Raw genomic sequence first — 22,646 nt, forward strand, 5'->3', positions numbered from 1 at the left:
TTGGCGCCCCTTTTCCATGCCCGCTTTGCAGAGCGTTCACCCATCCGTCACTTGACCCCGGGCCTCACATGACCGACAAGTTCCGCCCGAACCAGAACGCGCGAGGCTTCCGATGCAAGAGTATGAGTATAAAGTCATTCCCGCCCCCGTGCGTGGCGAACGCGATCGCGGCCTGAAAACCGCCGAGGACCGTTTTGCCAATACTCTTACGGCCACGCTGAACGCTATGGCCGTAGATGGCTGGCACTATCTGCGCGCCGAGACCCTCCCTGCCGAAGAGCGCAGCGGCTTGCGCAGCAAGACCACCACCTATCACAATCTTCTGGTCTTCCGCCGCCCGAAATCCGCGCTTGCCCCGCGTCCTGTTGCCGAGGACCATACGGCACCGGTGCCGAAGGCCCCGCTTCGGGCAGAACCGGCCGCTACATATGTAGCGCCTGCCCCTGCACCAGCGCCCCCTGCGCCTGCGCCGACCGCGCCCGCCAGAGCCACTAATGCGACATTGCCAAAAGCCGAAGCCGGCCCTGCAACGCCGCAACCGCCGCGCATCCCCAGTGCGATCGAAAAGCGCGCCCGCTCGCTATCGGCCAACGGGCCGGAAGGCAAATCGCCCAAACTCGGCGGTGCCGCCAGCGAGAGCGATGACGGGACGGGCCGCAGCTAACAGGATGCCCCGCGCCTCCGGTCCGCACCGGAGGCCCCCGCCTCAGGTCACATAAAGCCCGTGCCGTCTGCCACGCCTGTCCCAAGGAGAGCCCTCCCTATACGCCTGTCGAACGGGCTGGGTTCATGGCCGCTCGCGTCGCGATCAAAAGTGAGATCCAGGGCTTTCACCCGACGAAAAATGACATAGAATGCGTGACCCGAGTCGGAGGCGGGGTCAGCCCTCCCCGCATGCCGTCATACTCCCCCCGAGCCGTCAGATTACGGAGACCCACCCTTATGGAAAAGAACGACCCGTTTGGATTTAACATCTCGGCTGCGGCAGACAAGAAGCGCCGCCAGAAGGGCCGCCGTGGCATGTCGGGGGCCTTCGAGACCTCGACCCGTGTCTGTGACAAGGCGGGCTGCAACGAGCCCGCGAAATACCGCGCCCCCAAAAGCCCGAAGGTGCTGGACGAATATTTCTGGTTCTGCAAGGAACATATCCGCGAATACAACCTGAACTGGAACTATTTCCAGGGCCAGTCCGAAGAAGAGTTTCAGGCCTTTCTGGACAATGCCACCGTCTGGGAGCGCCCGACCAAGCCGTTCAACCGCGCCAATGACGAGAAGCTGGGCCTTGCCCGTCATGGGGTGACCGACCCGCATGAGATTCTGGGCGAGAATGCGACGCAGAATCCGGGCCGCCGTTCTGTGGGACGCAAGCTGCCGCCAACCGAACGCAAGGCCGCCGAGATCCTCGAGGTGACCAATGCCGAGACCAAGGCCGAGGTGCGCAAGGCCTATAAGGCGCTGATCAAGGTGCTGCACCCCGATATGAACGGGGGCGACCGGTCGCAGGAGGAGATGCTGCAGGAGGTTGTCTGGGCGTGGGACCAGTTGAAGGACAGCCGCTTCTTCAAGTAAGGGGCGCTGCCCCTCTTGGGGCCTGAGGCCCCAATTCACCCCGGGATATTTCATGCAGCTGGACTGCGGGACGGGCGCTTTCGGGGCGCCCGTTTTTACCGTAGCCCGTTTTTTCGCAGCCCGTTTTACCGCAGCCGGTCTGGTTCACAGATTGAGGTCGCGGATCAGGCGCCCGTGTTTGCGCGCGGCGATGATCACCTCGGACAGCGTCTGCAAGCCCTTGGATTTCAGTGCGGGCAACATGCGCAGGAAGGCGGAGGCTGTGGCATCGGCATCGCCCATCGCGCTATGGCGCAATTCCGGCGCGATGATGATGCCCAGACGGTCACAGAGCGCATCCAGCGTATGGGTCTGCGACTGGCCGAACAGGATGGCCGAGAGCAGCACCGTATCGAGCACCGGATGGTCGAATTGGTATCCCAGCCGGTGGGTCTGCTCTGCCGCCTGAAGCAGGCCGATATCGAAGGGCGCATTATGTGCCACAAGCACCGCATCCTTGGCAAAATGGTGGAAGGCCGAAAGGGCATCTGCCACCGAGGGGGCCTGCGCCACCATTTCATCGGAAATGCCGTGGATGGCGGTCGCGGAGGCAGGGATCGGACGGGCGGGGTTGACCAGCATATCGAAGGTTTCCGACACCCGCCCGTTGACGATACGTTGTCCGGCGATCTGCACGATGGCGTCCCGTTGGGGATCGAGCCCCGTGGTTTCGGTATCGAAGACCACATAGGTCAGCCTGTCGAGCGTGCTGGCACGGATATCGCCCAGCGGCTGACGGTCGAGCAGGTCGAAATCATAGGTGACGCGGCGCGGCAGGGCGGCGGGCGGATCGTTGCGGCCCGCCAGTTCCCGCAAGGGCATACACAGGCGCGCGCGTCCGTCATGCAGGGGTTCGGGCCAGAGATCGCTGTGGTGATGGTCGAGGATCTGGCGTGGCGATTGCCCCAGCGACAGGTCCGGTTGGTGCAGGAAGGCTTCCAGAGCGCCGAGCCCCAAGGACGGGCCCTGCCATTCGAGGGACAGAAGTGCCCCCGCCCCTTCCTGCGTGATCTCGAACCGGAAGTCGCTGCGCCGATCCTCCGCGACCAGCGCGGCCAGCGCCGACCAGAGCGCCAGCACCCCGCCCGCATCGCAGCGCAGCATCAGCGGGGCTGTGGCCAAGGTCAGTGCCGTTCCCTGCGTCTCGACGCGCGCCCTCAGCGCCTCGGCCAGATCGGAGGCACGCAGCGCGGTCAGGGTGCAATCGGGCAGGGTTTCGAAAGCCTGTGCCATCCGGTGCAGGTCCTGCGCCAGCGTCTGCGCCTCGTGGCGGGCCGCCTGACGGATGCGATCGCGGGTCTCGCCAACGGGGCCATCGGGATCGCTGAGCGTTTCCATCAGCGATTGCAGCGCCGCAACGCCCGGTCGGGTGCGGGCAAGCAGCTCTGCCGTCAGGGCGATCTGCGCGCGGTTCTGCGCCATCATTGCCGACATGTCCTGCAAGGTCAGCACATGCCCCCCTTCCCCCGCCGGTACGGCGCGCAGATGGCCGGTCAGGGTCTGGCCTGCACCGGTGACACAAAGCACATCCGAGCGCGCCTCGGGGTCGGCGCTTTTGGCCAGACGTTCCACCGCATGCAGGATCGGCGCGATCGAGAGGAAATCTTCCAGTTTACGGCCCAGCCCCGGACGGTTGGCACCGTGGCCAAGCAGCTCTGCCGCTTGCGGATTATAGAAGACCAGCCGCTGGTCGGCTGACAGAAGCACCACGCCCACCGGCAGATCCGCCAGCAGCAGCTCCAGCCGCGCCTGACTGGTTGCCGCCTGCCCCAGCGCCTGTTCGACATCGGCGGCAAGCCGGTCCTTCTGGGCCGACATCGCCGCACCGAGCGCCGCCCCCGCCGAGGCGAGATCGCCCAGATAGGGGGCGTCGAACGCGGCCCTGTCGCCCCAGCCTCCCATGCGCATGGCTCCCGACAGCGCCTCGATCGGGCGGGCGACATGCTCGTCGAACAGCAGCCACAGTCCCGCAATCAGCGTCACCCCCAGAAGACCGGACACCAGCGCCATGACGATCAGCGCCTCATGTCCGGCCCCTTGCCGTGCGCCCAGCCACACCCCCGCCAGCAGCGCCAGCACAAGTCCGAAGGCGAGCCCCGCAAACAGCAGGAAGACCCGCAGACGCAGACCCAGCGTGGCAATCCAGTCGGACATCAGGCGGCCTCGTCCAGCAGGCGGTGCAGCTCGGCGCGCAGTTCCTTCAGTTCGAAAGGTTTGGCGATAAACCCGTCCGCCCCGAGCGCCAGCCCCTTGCGCCGCTCCACCGAAGAGCCGCGCGCCGTCATCAGCAGGATCTTCACGCCGCGCAGATCGGGGTCGGTGCGCATGGCCTCGCAGATTTCATATCCCGAAACCTCGGGCAGCATGATATCCAGCAAGACCAGATCGGGGCGCATTTCGCGGATCAGGTCCAGCGCCCCTGCACCTGTGGAAATCCGGGCATGATCAAACCCTTCGCGGCCCATCAGAAAATCAAGCGCCAAGGCGATATTGTCTTCGTCCTCGACAATCAGCACACGGCGCGGGGCATCCTCAGCCATGACGCGCGCTCCCGCAAAGGGCGGCAAGCGCCGGATCTTGCGGCGAGACAGTCAACCATTCGCCGCCGGTCAGGGTGCCGTCCTGCAGATGCGCGCCACCAATCAGATCCGCGCGCCGATGGCCTGCGCAATCATAGGCCACGGGCACCTGCTGCATCGGTTGCCAGCGCGAGACCAGCAGCAGCTTGCCCGCCCGCACCCCCGGTGCCGGATCGGTGACCTGCGCCAGATCGACCGCCATGAAGCGGGTGGTCACCGGGGCCGCATAGGTCCACGGGCGCCACCAGTTACGGTCCTCGACCGTCATTACCACGCTCATATCGCCATTCAGCCCCGCCTTCAGATCGGGATACCAGCGGTATTCGGCATGGATGGTATAGCCCAGCATCGCCAGCCCCGCCATTGCGGGCATCACCCATTTGGGCAGCACGACCCCGCCCCATTTGCGCAAGCCGTGCCGGAACGCGAAGACCACCAGAACCGCCAGAGCCGCGGCGGAAAGCATTGCGATAAAATCCACGATCATAAGGGGTCTCCTTCGTTAAACCGTCACAGTTGCACGGGCACCCGCCCTAGCTGACACTGGCCTTACCATGACCCAGAGCCGATTGCAGGCTGCGCACCACCACGAAAGCGTCGCGCAGATGGGAACGTTCGAAATCGGGCAGCGCCGAGGGGGCCAGATAGTTGTCGGGGGCCGCGCCTTTGCGGATCTGGCGTGCCTGATTTTCCAGCCGTGTCATCGCGATCAGGTCATAGGCGGCAATCAGGTCCTGCCCGCCCGCCACCGATATCGTGCCCGCCTCGCAGGCCGCCAGCAGGCGCGCGCGCGTATTGGCCACCGCAAGCTGCCCCCGCAGCGCATGGACCCGCCCCAGATCGGCCACCGGCACCACACCATTATGCTTGAGGTCGATCTGGTGGCGGTGTTCGCCCGAACGGATGGTGGCAAAGCCGCGGATCAGCCCCAGCGGCGGGTGGTGTTTGAGGCTATTGGCAATCATATGCGCCACGAAAATCGAATTTTTTGCCGCATTGGCAAGGGTTTCGGCCTGCAATGCCTCGAACAGAGCAGGGGCTGTGCCGCCGATCACCCGCAGGTCGAACATGACAGAGGCCAGCATCTGCGCCTCGGGATTGGGCGTCGCTATCCAGCCGCGGAAATAGCGCGCCCAGACCTCGGCACGCTGGCACCAGCGCGGATTGGTCGCCATCATATCGCCCGGACAATAGACGTAACCGCACGCGTGCAGACCGTCCGAGACGATCTGCGCGAAGCGGCGGAAATACTCCATATCGGCTTCGGTGGCCGTGTCCCCGACGATCAGGCAGTTATCCTGATCGGAGACGCCGGTCTGCTCCTGCCGCCCCTGAGAGCCGCAGGCCGCCCACACCCAAGGCGCAGGCGCGGGGCCAAGCTGTGCCTCGGCCATCGCCAGCAGACGGCGGGTCACCGCATCGGCGATATCGGTGATCAGCCGCGTGGTGACCTCATGCGCGTGATGGGCCCCCACCAGCTGCACCAGAAGCTGCGGGATACGCGCGGTTATCGCGGCCATACCGGCGACATCCTGCGCGCGCGCGATCTCGTGGATCAGGCTCGCGGAACTGACCGCCTGAAAGCGGGTGAGATCGGTCTGGGTGATCATGCCGATGAAACGCCCGTGCTCGGTCACCGGTAGATGCCCGATCCCTTTTTCCAGCATCCGGTGCAGGATATCCGACCCCAGCGCATCGGGCGGCAGGGTCACCGGATCGGGGGTCATCACCCGCCCCACCTCTGCCGACATCGGGAAATTGCCCGCCAGAACCTTGTTCGACATATCGCGCTGCGTCACGATGCCCAGCAGACGGCCCTGCGGGTCCGTCACCCCCAAGGACGATACATGAAGGTCGCGCATCATCCGTGCTGCCTCGACCACATTGGTCTCGGGGCGGCAGGCCACCGCCTTGCCCGACAGCAGATCTGCCACCCGCATCGTCGCCAGATCGGCCCCTGCACGGGCTTTGCGCACCGGCATCCGGTCAAAAAACCGGCGGAAACTGTCAACGCTCTGGCACAGACGGGTAAATTCGGCGGCAGGCAAAAGCAGCAGAACGCCCGCCTCGCGCATCCGCGCGGTGGTGGCGGCCTGACCGTCGCGCATCAGGCCGCGTTCGCCAAAACTGTTGCGCGGCCCCAGCACCGAGACCAGCGCCCCGTTGGCATCACTCACCTCGACTGCACCGGATTGCACCAGATACAGCCCGTCCAGCGCGCTGCCCAAACGGTAGATCTCGGCACCGGCCTCCAGCGTCCTGCGGTCAAAGGATCGGGCCACGCGGGCCAGATCGTTACGCGGCAGGGTGTCGTAGGGGTGGACCCCTTCGAGAAATGTCATAACAGAGGCAAGATCGTCACGCATGATCTCTATCCGTTCGCCAGTAATCAGGTTGGGGGGAAAATGCTCCGGGGGTGACGTGGGCCCGCCCCCCGGAGCACTACAGGCGAAGGCCCCGCCTGCAGTCATCGCCAGCCTTGGTGGATCAGTGATCCACGGCCTGGCCTGCGCCTTTCGGGATACGGATCGATTCGATCAGATCCTGAATTTCTTCCGGCGGTTCTTCGGTCGCGGAGGACACGATATAGGCCACCACGAAGTTGATCACTGCGCCAATCGCCCCGAAGGAGGTGGATTTCACCGACAGAAGCAGCGGGTCCGCATCATCGAAGCTTGCCGTGCCGGGGATGAAGAACCAGCCCTTATGCAGGAAGATATAGATGATGGTCACGATCAGACCGGTCAGCATGCCGGCCACGGCCCCCTTGTTGTTGATGCGCTTCGAGAAGATGCCCATCATCAGTGCGGGGAAGATCGAGGCGGCTGCCAGACCGAAGGCCAGTGCCACGGTTTGCGCTGCAAAGCCCGGAGGATTGAGGCCCAGCCACGTGGCCACCGCAATCGCCACCGCCATCGAGATCCGTGCCGACAGCAGCTCGTTCTTCTCGGAGATGCCCGGATTGATCTGACCCTTGATCAGGTCGTGGCTGACCGCCGAAGAGATCGCCATCAACAGACCTGCCGCCGTGGACAGAGCCGCTGCCAGACCACCGGCTGCGATCAATGCGATCACCCAGCCCGGAAGATTGGCGATTTCGGGGTTGGCCAGCACGATGATGTCGCGGTTGACATCGAACTCGTTGGCCGCCGGATCTGCGACATAGTTGATCAGGCCGTCACCGTTCTTGTCTTCGAATTTCAGAAGACCGGTCTGTTCCCAGTTCTTCATCCAGTCGGGACGCGCATCATAGGCCAGCGGTGCCGATTGGGTGCCTTCGGGATAGACGGTGTTGATCAGGTTCAGACGGGCCATCGCCCCAACCGCAGGCGCGGTCAGATAGAGCAGCGCGATGAACACCAGCGCCCAGCCGGCCGAGGTACGGGCATCCGACACTTTCGGCACGGTGAAGAAGCGCACGATAACGTGGGGCAGACCGGCGGTGCCGATCATCAGCGACATGGTGAACAGGAACATGTTCAGCATGGTGTCCGACTGCTCGGTATAGCTGGAGAAGCCCAGATCGCCCAGCAGACCATTGAGTTCCTGCAGGATCGGCTTGCCGGTGGCGGTGCTGTCAGAGAACAGACCCAGACCCGGGATCGGATTGCCGGTCAGTTGCAGCGAGATGAACACCGCCGGAATGGTATAGGCGATGATCAGCACGACATATTGCGCAACCTGCGTGTAGGTGATGCCCTTCATCCCGCCAAGCACGGCATACATGAAGACGATCGCCGCACCGATATAGAGGCCGGTTGCGTTATCCACTTCGAGGAAGCGCGAGAAGGCCACGCCCACGCCGGTCATCTGGCCGATCACATAGGTGACCGATGCGATGATCAGGCAGATCACGGCCACGGTGCGCGCGGTCTGGCTGTAGAAGCGGTCGCCGATGAATTCCGGCACGGTGAATTTGCCGAATTTGCGCAGGTAAGGCGCCAGCAGCATCGCCAGCAGCACATAGCCGCCGGTCCAGCCCATCAGATAGGCCGAGGTATTGAAACCGCCGAAGGCGATGATACCGGCCATCGAGATGAAGGACGCCGCCGACATCCAGTCCGCGCCGGTGGCCATACCGTTGAGCACGGGGTGGACACCGCGCCCTGCCGCATAGAATTCCGAGGTCGATCCGGCACGGGCCCAGATCGCGATGCCGATATAGAGGGCGAAGGTCGCGCCGACTACCAGCAGATTCAGGGTAAACTGATCCATAAGTCTTACTTGCCTCCGTTACTCTTCGACGCCATGTTCACGGTCGAGCTTGTTCATCTTGGCCGCATAGGCAAAGATCAGCACGAGGAACACGAGGATAGAGCCCTGCTGGGCGAACCAGAAGCCGAGGTCTGTGCCACCGACCGGAATGCCCGCAAGCATCGGTCGCAGCAGAATGCCGAAGCCGAAGGAACAGATGAACCAAATTACAAGGTAAAGCCGGATCGTGCGTATATTCGCTTTCCAATAAGCATTGGATGATGGTTGATCAGCCATTGTGTTTGTCTCCCTTGGATTTTCTCCATAGACCAGCCGCGCACAGCCCTCAGGCTGCCCAAAACAGGCCCCTCCCTTAAACCGGATCGGGCGACCGGCCCCCGCAAGGGCCGGTCCTTCGATCCTTAGTCGCGCGTGGTCACGCCCTTCTCCTCCATGACCATGCGAAGCTCGGAAGCGACGGTATCGATGCTGCCCATCGCATCCACCTCTTCCAGCTTGCCCAACGCGCGGTAATGCGCGATGAGCGGTGCCGTCTGCGCGTGATAGGCCTCCAACCTTGTCCGCGCAGTTTCGGCATTATCGTCGGCCCGACGTTTGAATTCGGTGCCGCCACATTTGTCGCACGTGCCCGCCACGGCGGGCTGTTTAAACGTGTCGTGGTATCCTTCGCCGCATTTGGCGCAGGTATAGCGGCCAGCAACACGGGCGATCATCGCCTCGTCATCGACCGCCAGAGAAATCGCCGCCGTCACCTGCTGATCGGTGTAATGCAGCAGATCATCCAGCGCCGCCGCTTGCCCCGCCGTGCGGGGGAAGCCGTCAAGAATAACACCAGAACGGGTATCGGGCTTGCCAAGACGGTCCCGCAGGATCGCCAGAACAATCTCGTCACTGACAAGGCCACCGGCCTCCATCACCGATTTCGCAGCCAGACCGGCAGGCGTGCCCTGAGCCACGGCCTCGCGCAGCATGTCACCGGTCGAAAGCTGCACCAGCCCGAATTTCTCCTCCAGCATCCGGGCCTGAGTGCCCTTGCCTGCGCCCGGAGGCCCAAGCAGGATCAGAACAGCAGGTGTTGTCTTGACGGTATCGGCCATGAGCTCACCCCTTGTTCGCACGGTTGGCAATCAGATCATCAACCACTGACGGATCGGCCAGCGTCGAGATATCGCCCAAGGCACCGGTGTCGTTCTCGGCGATCTTGCGCAGGATACGGCGCATGATCTTGCCCGAACGGGTCTTCGGCAGACCGGGCGCCCATTGGATGACATCGGGCTTGGCAATCGGGCCAATCTCGGTGCGCACCCATTTTTCCAGATCCTTGCGCAGATCGTCGGAGGGCTCGACATCGTTCATCAGGGTGACATAGGCGTAGATGCCCTGCCCCTTGAGTTCGTGCGGGAAGCCCACCACGGCGGCCTCAGCCACAGCCTGATGCGCCACCAGCGCCGATTCCACCTCGGCCGTGCCCATCCGGTGCCCCGAGACGTTGATCACATCATCCACGCGACCCGTGATCCAGTAATAGCCATCGCTGTCACGGCGGCAGCCGTCGCCGGTGAAGTAATAGCCCTTGTACTGGCTGAAATAGGTCTCCTGGAAGCGCTCGTGATCGCCCCAGACGGTGCGCATCTGCCCCGGCCAGCTATCGGCGATACACAGCACGCCTTCGGTGGCGGTCTCATCCTGTTTGACCGCCGTGGTCGGATCAAGGATCACCGGCTTCACACCGAAGAACGGACGCGTGGCAGATCCGGGTTTGGTCGGGATCGCGCCCGGAAGCGGCGTGATCATATGGCCGCCGGTCTCGGTCTGCCACCAGGTATCGACGATGGGGCATTTGCCTTTGCCCACGTATTTGTCATACCAGGCCCAGGCTTCGGGGTTGATCGGCTCGCCCACCGACCCCAGCGTTTTCAGCGCGGACAGATCGTATTTCTCGACATATTCCGGCCCCTGCCCCATCAGCGCGCGGATCGCGGTCGGCGCGGTGTAGAACTGGTTGACCTTGTGCTTTTCGCAGACTTCCCAGAAGCGGCCCGCATCCGGATAGGTCGGGGTGCCTTCGAACATCAGCGAGGTGCCGCCATTGGCCAACGGACCATAGACGATATAGCTGTGGCCGGTGACCCAGCCCACATCCGCCGAACACCAGTAGACATCCCCCTGATGGTAATCGAAGACATATTCATGGGTCATCGCCGCATAGACGAGATAGCCACCGGTGCAATGCACCACGCCCTTGGGCTTGCCGGTCGAGCCGGAGGTATAGAGGATGAACAGCGGGTCTTCGGCATTCATCGGACGCGGCGGGCACTCGGGCGAGACGTCTTCCATCATCGCCTTCACATCCACATCGCGGCCCTGAATCCACGTGGTCTGGTCGCCGGTATGCTTGACCACAAGGCAGCGCACCTTGTCCGAGCAGTGCAGAAGCGCGGCATCGGTATTCGACTTCAGCGGCGTGCGACGCCCCCCGCGCGGCGCGGTGTCGGCGGTGATTACCAGCTTCGCGCCACAGTCATTGATCCGGTTGGCAAGCGCATCCGGCGAGAAGCCCGCGAAGACGATCGAATGGATCGCGCCGATCCGCGCACAGGCCAGCATCGCATAGGCGGCCTCGGGGATCATCGGCAGATAGATCACCACACGGTCGCCACGCATGACGCCCTGCGACAGCAGGACGTTGGCCATACGGTTCACCTTCTCGCTCAGTTCGCGATAGGTGATGTATTGCGCCGGATCGCTCGGCTCGTCGGGCTCGAAAATGATCGCGGTCTGATCGCCGCGCGTGGCCAGATGGCGGTCGATGCAGTTGACCGAGGCATTGAGCACCCCGTCATGGAACCACTTGATCGACACATTGCCAAAGGTGAAATCGGTGTCCTTGACCTTGGTATAGGGGGTGATCCAGTCCAGCCGTTTGCCTTCACGGCCCCAGAAGGCCTCCGGATTTTCGACCGACTCGTTATACATCTCGCGATATTTAGCGGCATCGGCATGTGCCGGCCCGAAATGGCTCGGTACTTCGCGCATATCCGGCGCAGCCAGCACCTGTTCCTGAGCAGCCATAAGCTTTCCTCCCTCAGCTATATCCTGCGGCCCTTTTGAGCCGCGCGGTGCCTCCGACCTCCATCAGATGCACCTTTCCCCAGAGACGAGTGTAAACACGAGATACGATTTTTGATAACCCCCTTTTTTCGTTCATCTTTTCTGTTAATTTATTCACGTCTATATTTGCGTATTTGTAAATTTTTAAAAAATTACGCCGATTTTATGACGTTTCGTCAAACTGTTGCCTGTAGCGCAAAATCAGCATCTACAACTTTAGGCCAAGGGGCTTCGCCGCATCGCAGAAACACTTTATGCGTGTGCAGCATGGCCCGAAGACGAAAATGACCTGATTCGATCCGCCCGAAAGGCTGCCCCGGAGACGGCGTGATTTATCCACAAACTTGCCAAGCTCCGCCCGCAATCCTACCCTTTGTAAAACCACCCCAGAGAGGGACATCCGATGCCCGCACCGATCGACATACCAAAAGACCCGCTGCCGCTTTCGGGGGCTGTGCAACGGGCCGATCCAGTGCAGGACGCCGATCAGGAGTCGCGCGATCTTGCGCGCAGATTGCTGGCAGAGTCGCTGTTCGCCGCCATCGGCACCATTGATCCGGCCACCGGCTTTCCGCATGTCTCGCGCATCGCCATCGGGCCCGGTCCGGCGGGTGGATTATGGTCGCTGGTCTCTGGGCTTTCGGTCCATGCCCGCGCACTGGCTGCGGACCCGCGGGCAGGTATGCTGATCGGCATTCCGGGCAGCAAGGGCGACCCGCTGACCCATCCCCGCCTCAGCCTTCAGGTCGAGGCCCGCCCGCTGGACCGGATGGACCCGCGTCATCCCAGCCTGCGCGACCGCTGGCTGGCCGACCATCCCAAATCCAAGCTCTATATCGATCTGGGCGATTTCTACTTCATCGAGTTCCATATCCTCGCAGCCCAGCTCAATGGCGGTTTTGCCCGTAGCTATCGCCTGACCGCTGCCGACCTGCTGCAAAGCTGAAAGCCGCCCCCCGAAGGAAGCGGCGTGTATCGGCCCGAAACCCGCATGGCTCGGTCAAACAGGTGTGTCCATCCGCAGCCTGACCTGCAACCGCCCGCGCGTGGCCTTTGACCAGTTCAGCCAGACCTGTTGCTTCGCCGTGCCCTGTTCGACCTGCACATAGGGCATTTCGGTCACCCGTGCCGCGCTGCCATCACGCACCATCCCCTCGGCCACGATCCCTTCGACATTGCGCGCCCATCCCCCGAACGGCATGTACTCGGCCGCATCCAGCACCCAGACCTGCTGCGCGGTGGACTGGTTCATCTCCAACGTCACCGGCGAACAGGTGAATTTGGTGACCCCGTTGAACATATTCCCTTCAATCATCACATTCCGGATGCGGGAATAATCCAGATCGGCAAAGGTGGTATCGACCTTCTCGATCTTGTCGATGGTGCCATTGAGCGACTTGAACACATTGTTCGAGATATTCAGCCCCTGAATGAAATGCCCCGTGCCATAGGGCTTGATCGAGAACCATGTGAACCAGGCGGCCGTGTTGATGCACACACAGGTATTGCCGGTCACCGTCAGCCCGCCAAAGCTGTATTCATTGCCGAAATCGGGGGTGGCGTCATGTTCGTTGGTCCACTCGATAATGTTGTTATCGATGTAATTGCCGGTGACTGCCGATTGCACATTGGTCTGGGTAAAGACCAGCCCCGCCACCCGCGTGGCCGATGTCTCGTTGTCGCCCTGAAACCAGTGGTTACCCACGATCAGATGCCCCGAGCCGTTCAGCACGAAGGTGGTGCCAAAGCGCACGAAGCGCGAGTCGCGGATCTTCACGTCATTGGCGTTGACATTGAGCACCACCGATTTGCGGTCCTGGGCGGGGGTGGATTGCTCGTCCGAGAGGAACTGGCAACCGTCGATCAGGAAATCCTGACACCCCCGCCCGATCGAGGTGAAGACCCGATCCTTGGGCCGCACCACATAGCTGTCGCGGATCTGGTTCATCTGCCCGTCCGGCGCAAACATCCATGCGCTGGACACGCCGTTACACAGGATCTCGACATTGGCGATATTGAAGCGGTCCAGTTTGTCCATCCCCGAGAAATCCAGCACGTACTGGTAGCGGGTGAAAGTATAGCTCCGCGTGCCCGACCCGCCATAAAGCGGCTGGCTCAGGGTGATGGTCTGCGCGCCCACATTCTTGGCCCGCACATAGACCTCGCGCCCGACCCCTGTGCCGGTGATATGCGCGCCCACGGGAATATTCGCCACATTGGCAACCCCCGTCAGGGTCGTCGGCTGCGCGATATTATAGGTGGCCGCGCTCATCACCGTCACATCATTCCATGCCGTCCCCTCGATCACATTCAACTGGCCGTTCTGCAGCACACGACGGTTGGAAAAGCTGGACAGATCGGGGGCGTATTCCTCGACCCGCAGCGGCTTGGTGATTTCCACCCGACGGCCTTTCAGGTCCAGAACGTTATGATCCACATAGCCGAACAGCGCCTGCAACGCCTTACGCAGGCCAAGCTCCTCATCGCCAAAGGCCGCGGCATAGGTCGGGAAATCATAGCTCGTCATCAGCGCCAGCCGTGCCGCCGCAGGCATCACCAACGTCCCGATAAACCGCATGGGCGATTGCAACGAGATCGAGGACGCAATGTAGTAGCTGCCCTCCGGCACCAGAACCGTGCGCCCGCCCGCATCACTATCGGCTGCCGCAAAGGCTGCCGCATCATCGGTGCTGCCATCGCCCTTGGCCCCGTAATCGCGCACATCCACCATGCCGATCAGATCGCGAAAGAAATACTCGCTGACATCCTCGATCTCCAGGTCGTCGATGCGCACCACTCCGCCCGTCTGTCCTGTCAGATCAATGCCGAAATGGCCGTAAACAGGGTCCATTCCCCAAGCCATATCCACGCCTTCGCGGGCGGCAACCGAAACGATGGCCCGCACCGTGACCACCTCGCCATAGGCCGATAGCGCTGTGGCCGCCCCCACCTCGGTCAGCCCCGACACATGCGCCGACGCGCCCATCGCATAGCCCGCAATCCGCACGCTGGGAAGGTTCCCGCTGACCGCCTTCACCCGTGCGGTGATCTGCAAATAGAGACCGGGCCGGATTGGCACCTGACCCATCCAGCGCAGTTTCTGCGTGGACTGGGTCTTCTGCAGTTCCAGACAGCCCCCAAAATCGGCATCCGAGGGCACATAAGCCGCCGAGGCCGAACCCGCATATGTCGCAGACCCGCTGGTTCCGTTGGCCGAAGACCAGACATCCAGCCCGTCCGAAAATGCGGGCGGCATGATGGCCAGCCCCTCGGTTATCGCGACATTCATAGCATCCTCCTGTGATCATCGGCATCACCCGCAAGGCGTGCTCCGGAAAGCTCCGGCCAACGCCATCTGCAAAGATCTTCTGCCGCCTGATCACAGGCTGGTCCTCAGGTATGAACATCTTCCGACCGCAGCGTCCGCTTGCAACAGCCGGCGCAACAGGGTGAGGATTTCAGAAAGAAAAACCGGCAGAAACCGTCATAAACGGCACCACCGAGACCTCCTCCAGATCGGCATTAATGCGGGCCTGCTCCGCCTCAACCGCGCGCTTGTCCACAGAATCAAGCGCCTCAAGCCCCGTCAGATGCAGAGTATGGGTGGCAATTTTTCCGCCCAGCTCGACCCCTGCATAAAACGCCGAGCCCGAGAAATAACGATAGCCCACCGACACCACCGGCGCCACATCCTGCGATTGTGCCACCTCGAAACCGAAGCCCCCCGATACAGGGCCGCTCCCGGTGTCAATCTCGCGCAACTGTCCCGAAAAATCATATCCGCCCCAAAGCACACCCCCCGAGACAAACACACCATTTTCCCACGGCCTGTAATCCAGCACCACCCCGCCCTGAAACGAGTCGAGCCCGCCGTGAAAGGCCGTGCCTCTCTGGTTAACAGATACAGATCCCAGCTCCGCCGCATAAACCGGCAGCCGCAGCGACAGATTCGGCCCCAATGCCACCTCGGGCGCCAGATAGGCCCCAAGGCTGGACATGCCGGTATCTATGAAGAAATCACGATCAATATCAAATGCATAACCGGAAGACACACCGGCAAGCAGACAGCATAGACTGAGACGGACAAGCATGGCAGCACCTCTGGCAGGAGATAGGCCAAGTGTCGCGCGGATAGCTCAATCTATAGTTAACAAAACCGCCCCGAAGCAAAAATCCGGAGCGGTTTCACAAGTCTTGGATCTGGCTCAGGCGACCAGTTCGCCCTTCAGCGCACGCGTGATCAGCGCCACGGTCTCATCCGCCCCGTAAAGTGCGATAAACCCGCCGAAACGCGGCCCTTGGGATTGCCCCAACAGCACCTCGTACAGCGCCTGGAACCACGCGCGCAGGTTGTCGAACCCGTGGTTCTTGCCAATCGCGAACACCAAGGTCTGCAGGAAATCATCCGAGGTCATATCGGCTTCCGGAGCGGCCTCGCCTTTGCCCTCTGCGTCGTTTTTCTTGGCAATCTCGGCCACAGCGCGGGCCGGATCTTGCAGGCAGGCCAGCAGATCTTCCAGCGCCGCACGCTCCTGATCCGACGGCAGGCGGAATTGCAGCGTGGGCTTCACGAAATCATCGAAGTAACGCAGCGCGAAGCCCGCCGCCTGATCCAGATCGGGATGGCTCTCGGGGGTCGCTTCCGGCGCATAGCGGCGGATAAAGCCCCATAGCCCGTCCTTATCCGCAGCCCCTGCCACCGACGCAAGGTTCAGCAGCATCGAGAACGGCACCACCATCTTCGATTCCGGCGGCTGGCCGCCGTGGATGTGCCAGACAGGGTTGGCCACCTGCTGTTCCAAGGTCTGATCGGGGAAGGCGCGCAGCTGCTGGTGATATTCGTCCATCATCTTCGGGATGACATCGAAATGCAGCCGTTTTGCGGTCTTCGGCTTGAGGAACATGAAATAGCCCAAGCTCTCGGTCGAGGCATAGGTCAGCCATTCGTCGATCGACAGGCCATTGCCCTTGGACTTCGAGATTTTCTCGCCATTGGCATCAAGGAAAAGCTCATAGGTGAAATGCTCGGGCTTCTTGCCGCCCAAGATCTCGCAGATACGGTCGTAGATCGGGGTGTTGGTCGAGTGGTCCTTGCCATACATCTCGAAATCGACGCCCAAAGCCGCCCAACGCGCGCCGAAATCCGGCTTCCATTGCAGCTTCACATTGCCGCCCGTCACCGGCAGCGTCCATTCGCGGCCATCCTCGTCGTCAAAGGTGATCGTGTAATCCGCCACATTCACCGATTTCATCGGCACATAAAGAACACGCCCCGTCTCGGGATGGATCGGCAGGAAGATCGAATAGGTCGAGGCCCGCTCGTCGCGCAGCGATTTCAGCATCACCTTCATGATGTCATCATAGCGCTCGACCGCGCGTTTCAGCACCTCGTCGAACTGGCCCGATTTGTAGAATTCGGTTGCCGAATAAAACTCGTATTCAAAGCCGAACGTATCAAGGAAACGACGCAGCATCGCGTTGTTATGATGGCCGAAGCTCTCATATTCCTCGAACGGGTCCGGCACCGAGGTCAGCGGCTTTTGCGCGTTCTCGTGCAGCATCTCCTGATTGGGCACATTCGACGGGATCTTGCGCATCCCATCCATGTCATCCGAGAAACAGATCAGGCGGGTCGGGATATCCGAGATCGCTTCAAACGCGCGGCGGATCATCGTCGTGCGCGCCACCTCGCCAAAGGTGCCGATATGCGGCAGCCCCGAGGGACCATAGCCCGTCTCGAACAGCACATAGCCCTTTTCGGGCGGCTGTTTCTCGTACCGTTTGAGGATGCTGCGCGCTTCTTCAAAGGGCCATGCTTTGGACTTCAGTGCGGCGTCGCGCAGAGTGCTCATGCTATACCTCATAACGGTGGAATTGGGCGAAAAACCGCCCCGTTGCCCTTCCCCTATTGAACGCGGGCAGGGTCGTCAATAACTCAAGCCTCATAACCCTGTTTGCAAAGGACCAAAGACCATGCCGGATGCCCTTCCCTCGCTTTCGCCGCAAGATGCCCTTGTGGCGGTCATGGTGGCGGTTTCCGCCTCGGATGAAGAGATCCGCACCTCGGAACTGGTGGCGATCGAGCGCATTGTGAACCACCTGCCGGTCTTTGCCGATTACGATGCGGACCGGATCGGCACAATCGCCCGCACCGTCTTTGCGCTGTTCGAGGAGGAAGACGGTATCGAGGCGCTATTCGGGCTTGTGCGCGACAGCCTGCCGCAAGCGATGTCCGAAACCGCCTATGCGCTGGCCTGCGATGTGGCCGCAGCCGACGGGCTTCTCAACCAGCCCGAGTTGCGCATGCTGGAAGAAACGCGGATCGAACTGGGGCTTGACCGCCTGCACGCCGCCGCAATCGAGCGCGGAGCCCGCGCCCGTCATATGGTGCTACCGGTCTGAACACCGACTGCGCAGGGGTTAGCCGTAAACAGCGCCCCATCGCATAAGCAGTTGCGACTGAAGTATTTTCGAACGCTTCACCCATTCCACCGACCCCGCCGGACGATCTTCGTCCTGCGTGCGGCGGCGGCGGTCCACATCGCCGGTCAGGATGGCAAACATCAGCTCGCGCCCGTTCGGTGCCGTCATATAGCCCGCCAGCGAGGACACGAAATTCAGCGTGCCGGTCTTCGCATCTACTGCAAAAGGCTGGCTTTGCAGGTTGCGCCCTGCCGCATCACGCAGCTTGAAAGGTTTGACAAGGTTGCGCAGACCCATCGGCTGGCCTGCGGCAATCACCCGCACCATATCCATCGCCGTCACACGCGACGCGCCGCCCAGCCCCGAATGGTCGACAAGATCGATCGCCTGCGTGCCCGCCTTGGCTGCAATCCACCGGCTCATCGCGGTCCCCGAGCGCCCGCGCGCGGCCGGCAAACCACGCACCGTCGAGGAGGTCATCCCCACCGCCTCGGCCGTCAGGTTGGTGGAATATTTCAGCATATCCTGCAGGATAGTCGGCAGAAGCTGCGAGGCATGAGTCACCAGAACCGTGCCAACAGGAGCCGTCTTGGCCTCTTGCGGGCTGGGCAGGGGGCAGCCCTGCCCGCGCGCCAGCGTCTGGAACACATCCCCCGCATAGGCCGTCGGATGCCGCACTGGCAGCCAGCGCGACCCAGAGCGCCCCAAGGCAGGGGCCGCCACCGTCCATTGCTCTTTTCCCCCGCGATCCGAATAGGCGAAAAGCGGCGACTGGCGCGCAGCCACCTGCATCGACGCGGTATAGGCCGTCGGCGTGTAGCTGTCGCCGCGGGCATCCATCGTCAGTTGATAGCCGTTTCCGGCACGTTTCCACGCAAAATAGACGCGGTTATAGTTCAGGATCAGCCCTGAGATAGAGGGGTTATAGCTGACATAAACGGGCTGGTCCTTCGCGATTTCCTCGGCATAGGGCAGCGCCCCGCCCCAGACAAGAAACCGCCCCGTCACGCCCCGCACCCCGATCCGCGCAAGCTCTGCCGCCATTGCCCCCAGATGATCGGTCGAAAGCGTCGGGTCCGCCCCGCCCGACAGGACCAGATCGCCCTGAATCACGCCATTCACCACCGGCCCCGTCGCAATCAGCCACGTGCCGAAACGGTAGTTTGTTCCAAGGGTTTCAAGGGCATAAAGCGTCGTGATGGTTTTTGCCGTCGAGGCGGGCGGCAGACCCATCGTCGGGTTGCGTGCCTCCAGCACCTGCCCGCTGCGCGCATCCATCACCACATAGCCGACATCGCCCCCCAGCCGCGCCGCCTGCACATACCCCTCGCCCGAGGCCACCTGGGCCTGCGCCAATGTCGGCGGTGCCGCCAGCCCAAGAGTAGAAGCCGCCAGACCCGTAACGAAACCGCGCCGAGAAACCTGCATCGTGCCAAACCGCCTTTTTCTGGAATGTCTGGCCAGAATAACCCGCGCGAGGCTCTGGTTCAAGCTTCGCGCGCAGGGCTTTTCCAGTCTCCGGCATCGCGGATACGGGTCGAGGATTCCGAAGACATCGGCATGTTGATAAAGCACCAGCGCGGCGCAGGCCCCGCCGCCAGTTCCTGCGAACGCCATCCGGGCAGTTTGGCATGGGCGAAAACCCGCGCCGCTTTCGAACAGCGTGCCCGCAACCGCACCCCGGGGCGCGCCAGAACCCCGACCGGCATCCGGTCGAAAATATCCTGCCAGTGATCCCAGCGGTCGATCTGGATCAGGTTGTCCGCCCCCATCAGCCAGACAAAATCCACCTGCCGATAATGGGCCTGCAGCGCACGCAGCGTATCGGCGGTAAAACATGTGCCCAGCCGCTGTTCCAGATCGGTGATCTTGATCCGGGGATCGGGCATGACCTCGCGCGCGCGCCGCATCCGCGCAGCCAGCGGCGCAGGCCCCTTGGCCTTGAGCGGATTGCCCGGACTGAGCAGCCACCAGACCTGATCCAGCCCGAACCGCCGTAGTGCCACACGACTGATATGGGCATGCCCCTGATGGGCCGGATCGAAAGATCCCCCCAAGAGGCCGATGCGCATTCCCGGACGGGCTATAGGAAAATTCTGGCTCATGCGCGAAGACCTAGCCAAAGCACCTGCGGATGGGAAGCCCAAATGCGACATTATGCCACTGCCGCGTGCGGAAACTGCCCGTGGGCAGGACACCGCACAAAAGGCTGTGCTCCGCAGCGCAAAGCCGCATGTTTGCGCGTTTTCCTGCACGGCGGCCCGTGAAAGGGCCTGCCTAGGATGCTCCCCCCGACCCCGGCACCGACAGGGTGCAACGGGCGCGTCCTTCCCGCTTCGAGGTGTAAAGCGCGGCATCGGCATCGGCCATCATTTCTTCCGCCACCGGATCGTCGTAATCTTGCGACATCGCCACCCCGATCGAGCCTGAAATCCGGCATTCATGCCCCTCGAAGGGGATCGGCTCTTCCAGACGGGCAATGATGCGCGCGCCCATCATCCGCAGCCGCTCCGGATCGACCGAATCGCGCAGCAGCATGACAAATTCATCGCCCCCCACCCGCGAGACGACATCCATCTCGCGCGTTTCCTCGCGCAGGATTTTGGCCACCACCGCCAGAACATGATCGCCCGCCGCATGGCCAAGCGTGTCATTCACCGCCTTGAAATGGTCCAGATCAAGCTGGGCCAGCGCGAAGGGCGCCCCCCCGCGACGACCGGCCTCAAGACTGGCCTCCAGTGCGATATCGAAGGCGCGGCGGTTGGACAGGCCGGTCAGCGGATCTGTGCGCGCCGCATCTTCCGCGCTGCGGCGGGCGCGCTCCAGCCGGTGATTGAGCGCACGCAACTCTCCCAGAACGGCCGTCTTGGCCTCTTGCAGATAGAGCAGCTCCATCGTGAGGTCGGAGGTGGAGAAATCGGCTTCGGTCAGGCGGAAGGCCCGGATTGCCTTGTTAAGATGCACCCCGAATGTCAGGTTGAGCATCACCCCCCGCTGGACGATCGGCACCACCACACCACGCAAAGACACGTCGGGCCAGCTGCGCGGGGTCAGATGGATCCGCCGCGACGGGGAAATATCGAACGTGGCCTGCCGTGTCCGGCCCCGCCCCATCTGGAAGCAATCCGTCACCGAATGCCCGAGCGCGGAGGCACCGCCCACCACTTTCATCAGGGTCGGCCCCATGCCCAAAATCGTGCCATCCCCGTCCAGCCACAGAAACATCGGCATCAACTGGCCCAGAGCCTCGACCGACAAGGCGGGCGCGCGCGGCACGGGGGCGGTCTCCATCTGGCTGATCAACATCACACTCTCCCCGCCGGTGCCGCGAGGTCGAAGCTGCGACCTTCGGCAAAACTTTCTTCAAGCAGGGTGACCAAAACGTCTTCCTGCACCATCTGGTCGTCACAGACGCCGCCCCGATCCTGCACCTGATCGAGATATTCGATAAAGGCCAGAGCCCCGTAATCATCGGCCATCGCGCGGACCAGACCGGTCATCGCCGCCCCCCAGCCCAGCATCTTGCTATGAACGGACAGCCGGTAAACCCCCACATGCTCGAGAGAGCAGGTAAGTTCCGGCATTTCGAGATCGGGCAGAGCCATCTGCGCCCTGCCCTGCATCTCGTTCAGAGATAACAGAAATTCCGGATAGTCGGGGCCGCTGAACCGCAAGAGCCTGCGCACCGGCTCGATCATGGCGACATAGGCCCCGAGGTCTTCCAGAAAGCCCAGCCGCGGCTTGTTCAGCCGTGTGGAAGCCGCCGCCAGCAAGGCGTCCGTATGGGAATGGTCATAGGTCAGCATCGCCTCATAGCCTTCGGGAGGAATGCCGATTTCAGTCGCGACATCCAGCCAGACAGCCGTGCCGTAATTTCCAATCAAAAAGGTCTGAATCGAGGTATTTATAAGGCCATGCATGACAATCGGACCCGGGTTAAGCGACATATGCGCCCAGCCTAGATCCTGACTGTTAAAATACCCTCAACCCGTCATAAGACATCAGCCTCAACCCTGACTGGCAAGCCATTCGGGCAATTCACCAATATCGGACAGAATAGCCTGCGCGAAAGGGGCCAGCACCTCGGCGGTGGCCGGACCGGTCAGCACCCCGACCGGCATCATACCCGCCGCTTTTGCCGCCTGAAGGTCATGCAGGCTGTCGCCCAGCATCACACAAGCCTCCGCCGCGACCCCCAGCTTCTGCGCCAGTGCCAGCAGCGGTGCCGGATCGGGTTTGGCCCCGAACCCGCTATCGGCGCCCATCACATAGTCGAAATAATCCAGCGCCGCCTCGCGGTGCAGATGGACCCGTGCCGACGCCTCGGCATCATTGGTCATCACCCCCAGTTTCAGCCCCCGCGCACGCAAGCGCGGCAGCAAATCCGCCAGCGGTGCTGCGGCCACCTGCGGTGCGCCCTGCGCCATGCGGTGCATCTCCTGCGCCAGATCCGCGCGGGACCATTGCGGCAGATGCGCGGCCAGCGCGGCAACGATCTCATCCATTGTTCCCGCAATCGCCACCGAGCTGGGCCGGAACCGCCCCGCCCGAAGGTCATAGTCTATGGCCTCCGCCAGCACCGTTGCCAAGGCCGGATCGCCGTCCGACAGATGCTGCAGCAGATCGCGGGCCCATGCGCTCCATGTCGCATGGAAATCGAACAGGGTTCCGTCTTTGTCAAACAGCAGCGCCGCAATCTGCATGAAAGCT

The 22,646-nt window shown here is 62.3% G+C and carries 20 protein-coding genes; 4 read left to right on the forward strand and 16 right to left on the reverse strand.

The genetic code is table 11. From position 1 onward, the window contains the following. The first annotated feature begins 112 nt into the window (after positions 1–112). Together AC2ISB_RS08095 and AC2ISB_RS08100 are read left to right on the forward strand one after the other, a co-directional pair. Positions 113–664: a DUF4177 domain-containing protein gene (locus AC2ISB_RS08095; protein ID WP_486574673.1), complete on the forward strand. Its 552-nt coding sequence runs from the start codon at positions 113–115 to the stop codon at positions 662–664. 278 nt (positions 665–942) lie between these two features. Beyond that, positions 943–1,569 (forward strand): DnaJ domain-containing protein, encoded by a 627-nt coding sequence (locus tag AC2ISB_RS08100; protein WP_339107727.1) that lies wholly within the window; start codon positions 943–945, stop codon positions 1,567–1,569. A gap of 144 nt (positions 1,570–1,713) precedes the next feature. Here AC2ISB_RS08100 and AC2ISB_RS08105 read toward each other — a convergent pair whose 3' ends face one another. The 8 genes from AC2ISB_RS08105 to acs all read right to left on the reverse strand — a co-directional run bounded on the left by AC2ISB_RS08105 (position 1,714) and on the right by acs (position 11,438). Beyond that, positions 1,714–3,762 (reverse strand): 3'-5' exonuclease, encoded by a 2,049-nt coding sequence (locus AC2ISB_RS08105; protein WP_486574674.1) that lies wholly within the window; start codon positions 3,760–3,762, stop codon positions 1,714–1,716. Further along, entirely contained in the window at positions 3,762–4,148 is a 387-nt protein-coding gene (locus AC2ISB_RS08110) for a response regulator transcription factor (protein WP_339107729.1), read from the reverse strand. Before AC2ISB_RS08110 ends, AC2ISB_RS08105 begins: the two co-directional genes overlap by 1 nt. Continuing rightward, the gene (locus AC2ISB_RS08115; RefSeq protein ID WP_339107730.1) at positions 4,141–4,674 is read right to left on the reverse strand and encodes a hypothetical protein; all 534 of its coding nucleotides are present in this window, start codon (positions 4,672–4,674) and stop codon (positions 4,141–4,143) included. The genes AC2ISB_RS08110 and AC2ISB_RS08115 overlap by 8 nt, the downstream gene beginning before the upstream one ends. 46 nt (positions 4,675–4,720) lie before the next feature. Continuing rightward, a complete protein-coding gene (locus AC2ISB_RS08120; RefSeq protein ID WP_486574675.1) occupies positions 4,721–6,553 on the reverse strand; it encodes a DUF294 nucleotidyltransferase-like domain-containing protein in 1,833 nt (610 codons plus the stop codon). A gap of 121 nt (positions 6,554–6,674) precedes the next feature. Beyond that, a complete protein-coding gene (locus tag AC2ISB_RS08125; protein ID WP_339107732.1) occupies positions 6,675–8,402 on the reverse strand; it encodes a sodium:solute symporter family protein in 1,728 nt (575 codons plus the stop codon). Positions 8,403–8,420: 18 nt separating this feature from the next. Further along, positions 8,421–8,678, reverse strand: coding sequence for a DUF4212 domain-containing protein (locus tag AC2ISB_RS08130; RefSeq protein WP_406721017.1), 258 nt, complete (start codon positions 8,676–8,678; stop codon positions 8,421–8,423). 125 nt (positions 8,679–8,803) lie between these two features. Next, a complete protein-coding gene (locus AC2ISB_RS08135) occupies positions 8,804–9,499 on the reverse strand; it encodes an adenylate kinase (RefSeq protein WP_486574676.1) in 696 nt (231 codons plus the stop codon). 4 nt (positions 9,500–9,503) lie between these two features. Next, positions 9,504–11,438: an acetate--CoA ligase gene (acs, locus tag AC2ISB_RS08140; protein WP_339109525.1), complete on the reverse strand. Its 1,935-nt coding sequence runs from the start codon at positions 11,436–11,438 to the stop codon at positions 9,504–9,506. Positions 11,439–11,916: 478 nt separating this feature from the next. Between acs and AC2ISB_RS08145 the strand changes: the two genes are divergently transcribed. Continuing rightward, the gene (locus AC2ISB_RS08145) at positions 11,917–12,459 is read left to right on the forward strand and encodes a HugZ family pyridoxamine 5'-phosphate oxidase (protein WP_406721018.1); all 543 of its coding nucleotides are present in this window, start codon (positions 11,917–11,919) and stop codon (positions 12,457–12,459) included. Positions 12,460–12,513: 54 nt separating this feature from the next. Here AC2ISB_RS08145 and AC2ISB_RS08150 read toward each other — a convergent pair whose 3' ends face one another. From AC2ISB_RS08150 to AC2ISB_RS08160, 3 genes are all read right to left on the reverse strand, one after another. Continuing rightward, a complete protein-coding gene (locus tag AC2ISB_RS08150; protein ID WP_486574677.1) occupies positions 12,514–14,802 on the reverse strand; it encodes a glycosyl hydrolase family 28-related protein in 2,289 nt (762 codons plus the stop codon). Positions 14,803–14,971: 169 nt separating this feature from the next. Next, positions 14,972–15,511, reverse strand: coding sequence for a hypothetical protein (locus AC2ISB_RS08155; RefSeq protein ID WP_486574678.1), 540 nt, complete (start codon positions 15,509–15,511; stop codon positions 14,972–14,974). A gap of 207 nt (positions 15,512–15,718) precedes the next feature. Then, on the reverse strand, positions 15,719–17,365 hold the full coding sequence (locus tag AC2ISB_RS08160; protein WP_486574679.1) for a lysine--tRNA ligase: 1,647 nt from the start codon (positions 17,363–17,365) through the stop codon (positions 15,719–15,721). Positions 17,366–17,486: 121 nt separating this feature from the next. Here AC2ISB_RS08160 and AC2ISB_RS08165 point away from each other — a divergent pair, with 121 nt between their 5' ends. After that, the gene (locus AC2ISB_RS08165; protein WP_486574680.1) at positions 17,487–17,915 is read left to right on the forward strand and encodes a tellurite resistance TerB family protein; all 429 of its coding nucleotides are present in this window, start codon (positions 17,487–17,489) and stop codon (positions 17,913–17,915) included. 18 nt (positions 17,916–17,933) lie between these two features. On the opposite strand, the gene dacB is transcribed toward AC2ISB_RS08165, so the two are convergent. The 5 genes from dacB to AC2ISB_RS08190 all read right to left on the reverse strand — a co-directional run bounded on the left by dacB (position 17,934) and on the right by AC2ISB_RS08190 (position 22,639). Continuing rightward, a complete protein-coding gene (gene dacB, locus AC2ISB_RS08170) occupies positions 17,934–19,364 on the reverse strand; it encodes a D-alanyl-D-alanine carboxypeptidase/D-alanyl-D-alanine endopeptidase (RefSeq protein ID WP_406736273.1) in 1,431 nt (476 codons plus the stop codon). A gap of 59 nt (positions 19,365–19,423) precedes the next feature. Then, positions 19,424–20,041, reverse strand: a complete 618-nt coding sequence (locus AC2ISB_RS08175; RefSeq protein ID WP_339107741.1) for a nicotinate-nucleotide adenylyltransferase — start codon at positions 20,039–20,041, stop codon at positions 19,424–19,426. Between the two features lie 172 nt (positions 20,042–20,213). Beyond that, complete coding sequence (locus AC2ISB_RS08180) at positions 20,214–21,242, reverse strand: GGDEF domain-containing protein (RefSeq protein WP_486574681.1); 1,029 nt, start codon at positions 21,240–21,242, stop codon at positions 20,214–20,216. Next, positions 21,242–21,883: a heme NO-binding domain-containing protein gene (locus tag AC2ISB_RS08185; RefSeq protein ID WP_339107743.1), complete on the reverse strand. Its 642-nt coding sequence runs from the start codon at positions 21,881–21,883 to the stop codon at positions 21,242–21,244. Before AC2ISB_RS08185 ends, AC2ISB_RS08180 begins: the two co-directional genes overlap by 1 nt. A 60-nt stretch (positions 21,884–21,943) precedes the next feature. Then, positions 21,944–22,639 (reverse strand): HAD family hydrolase, encoded by a 696-nt coding sequence (locus tag AC2ISB_RS08190; protein WP_339107744.1) that lies wholly within the window; start codon positions 22,637–22,639, stop codon positions 21,944–21,946. Between the last annotated feature and the right edge of the window lie 7 nt (positions 22,640–22,646).

The organism is Thioclava sp. NS-SX20 (genome assembly GCF_057380695.1).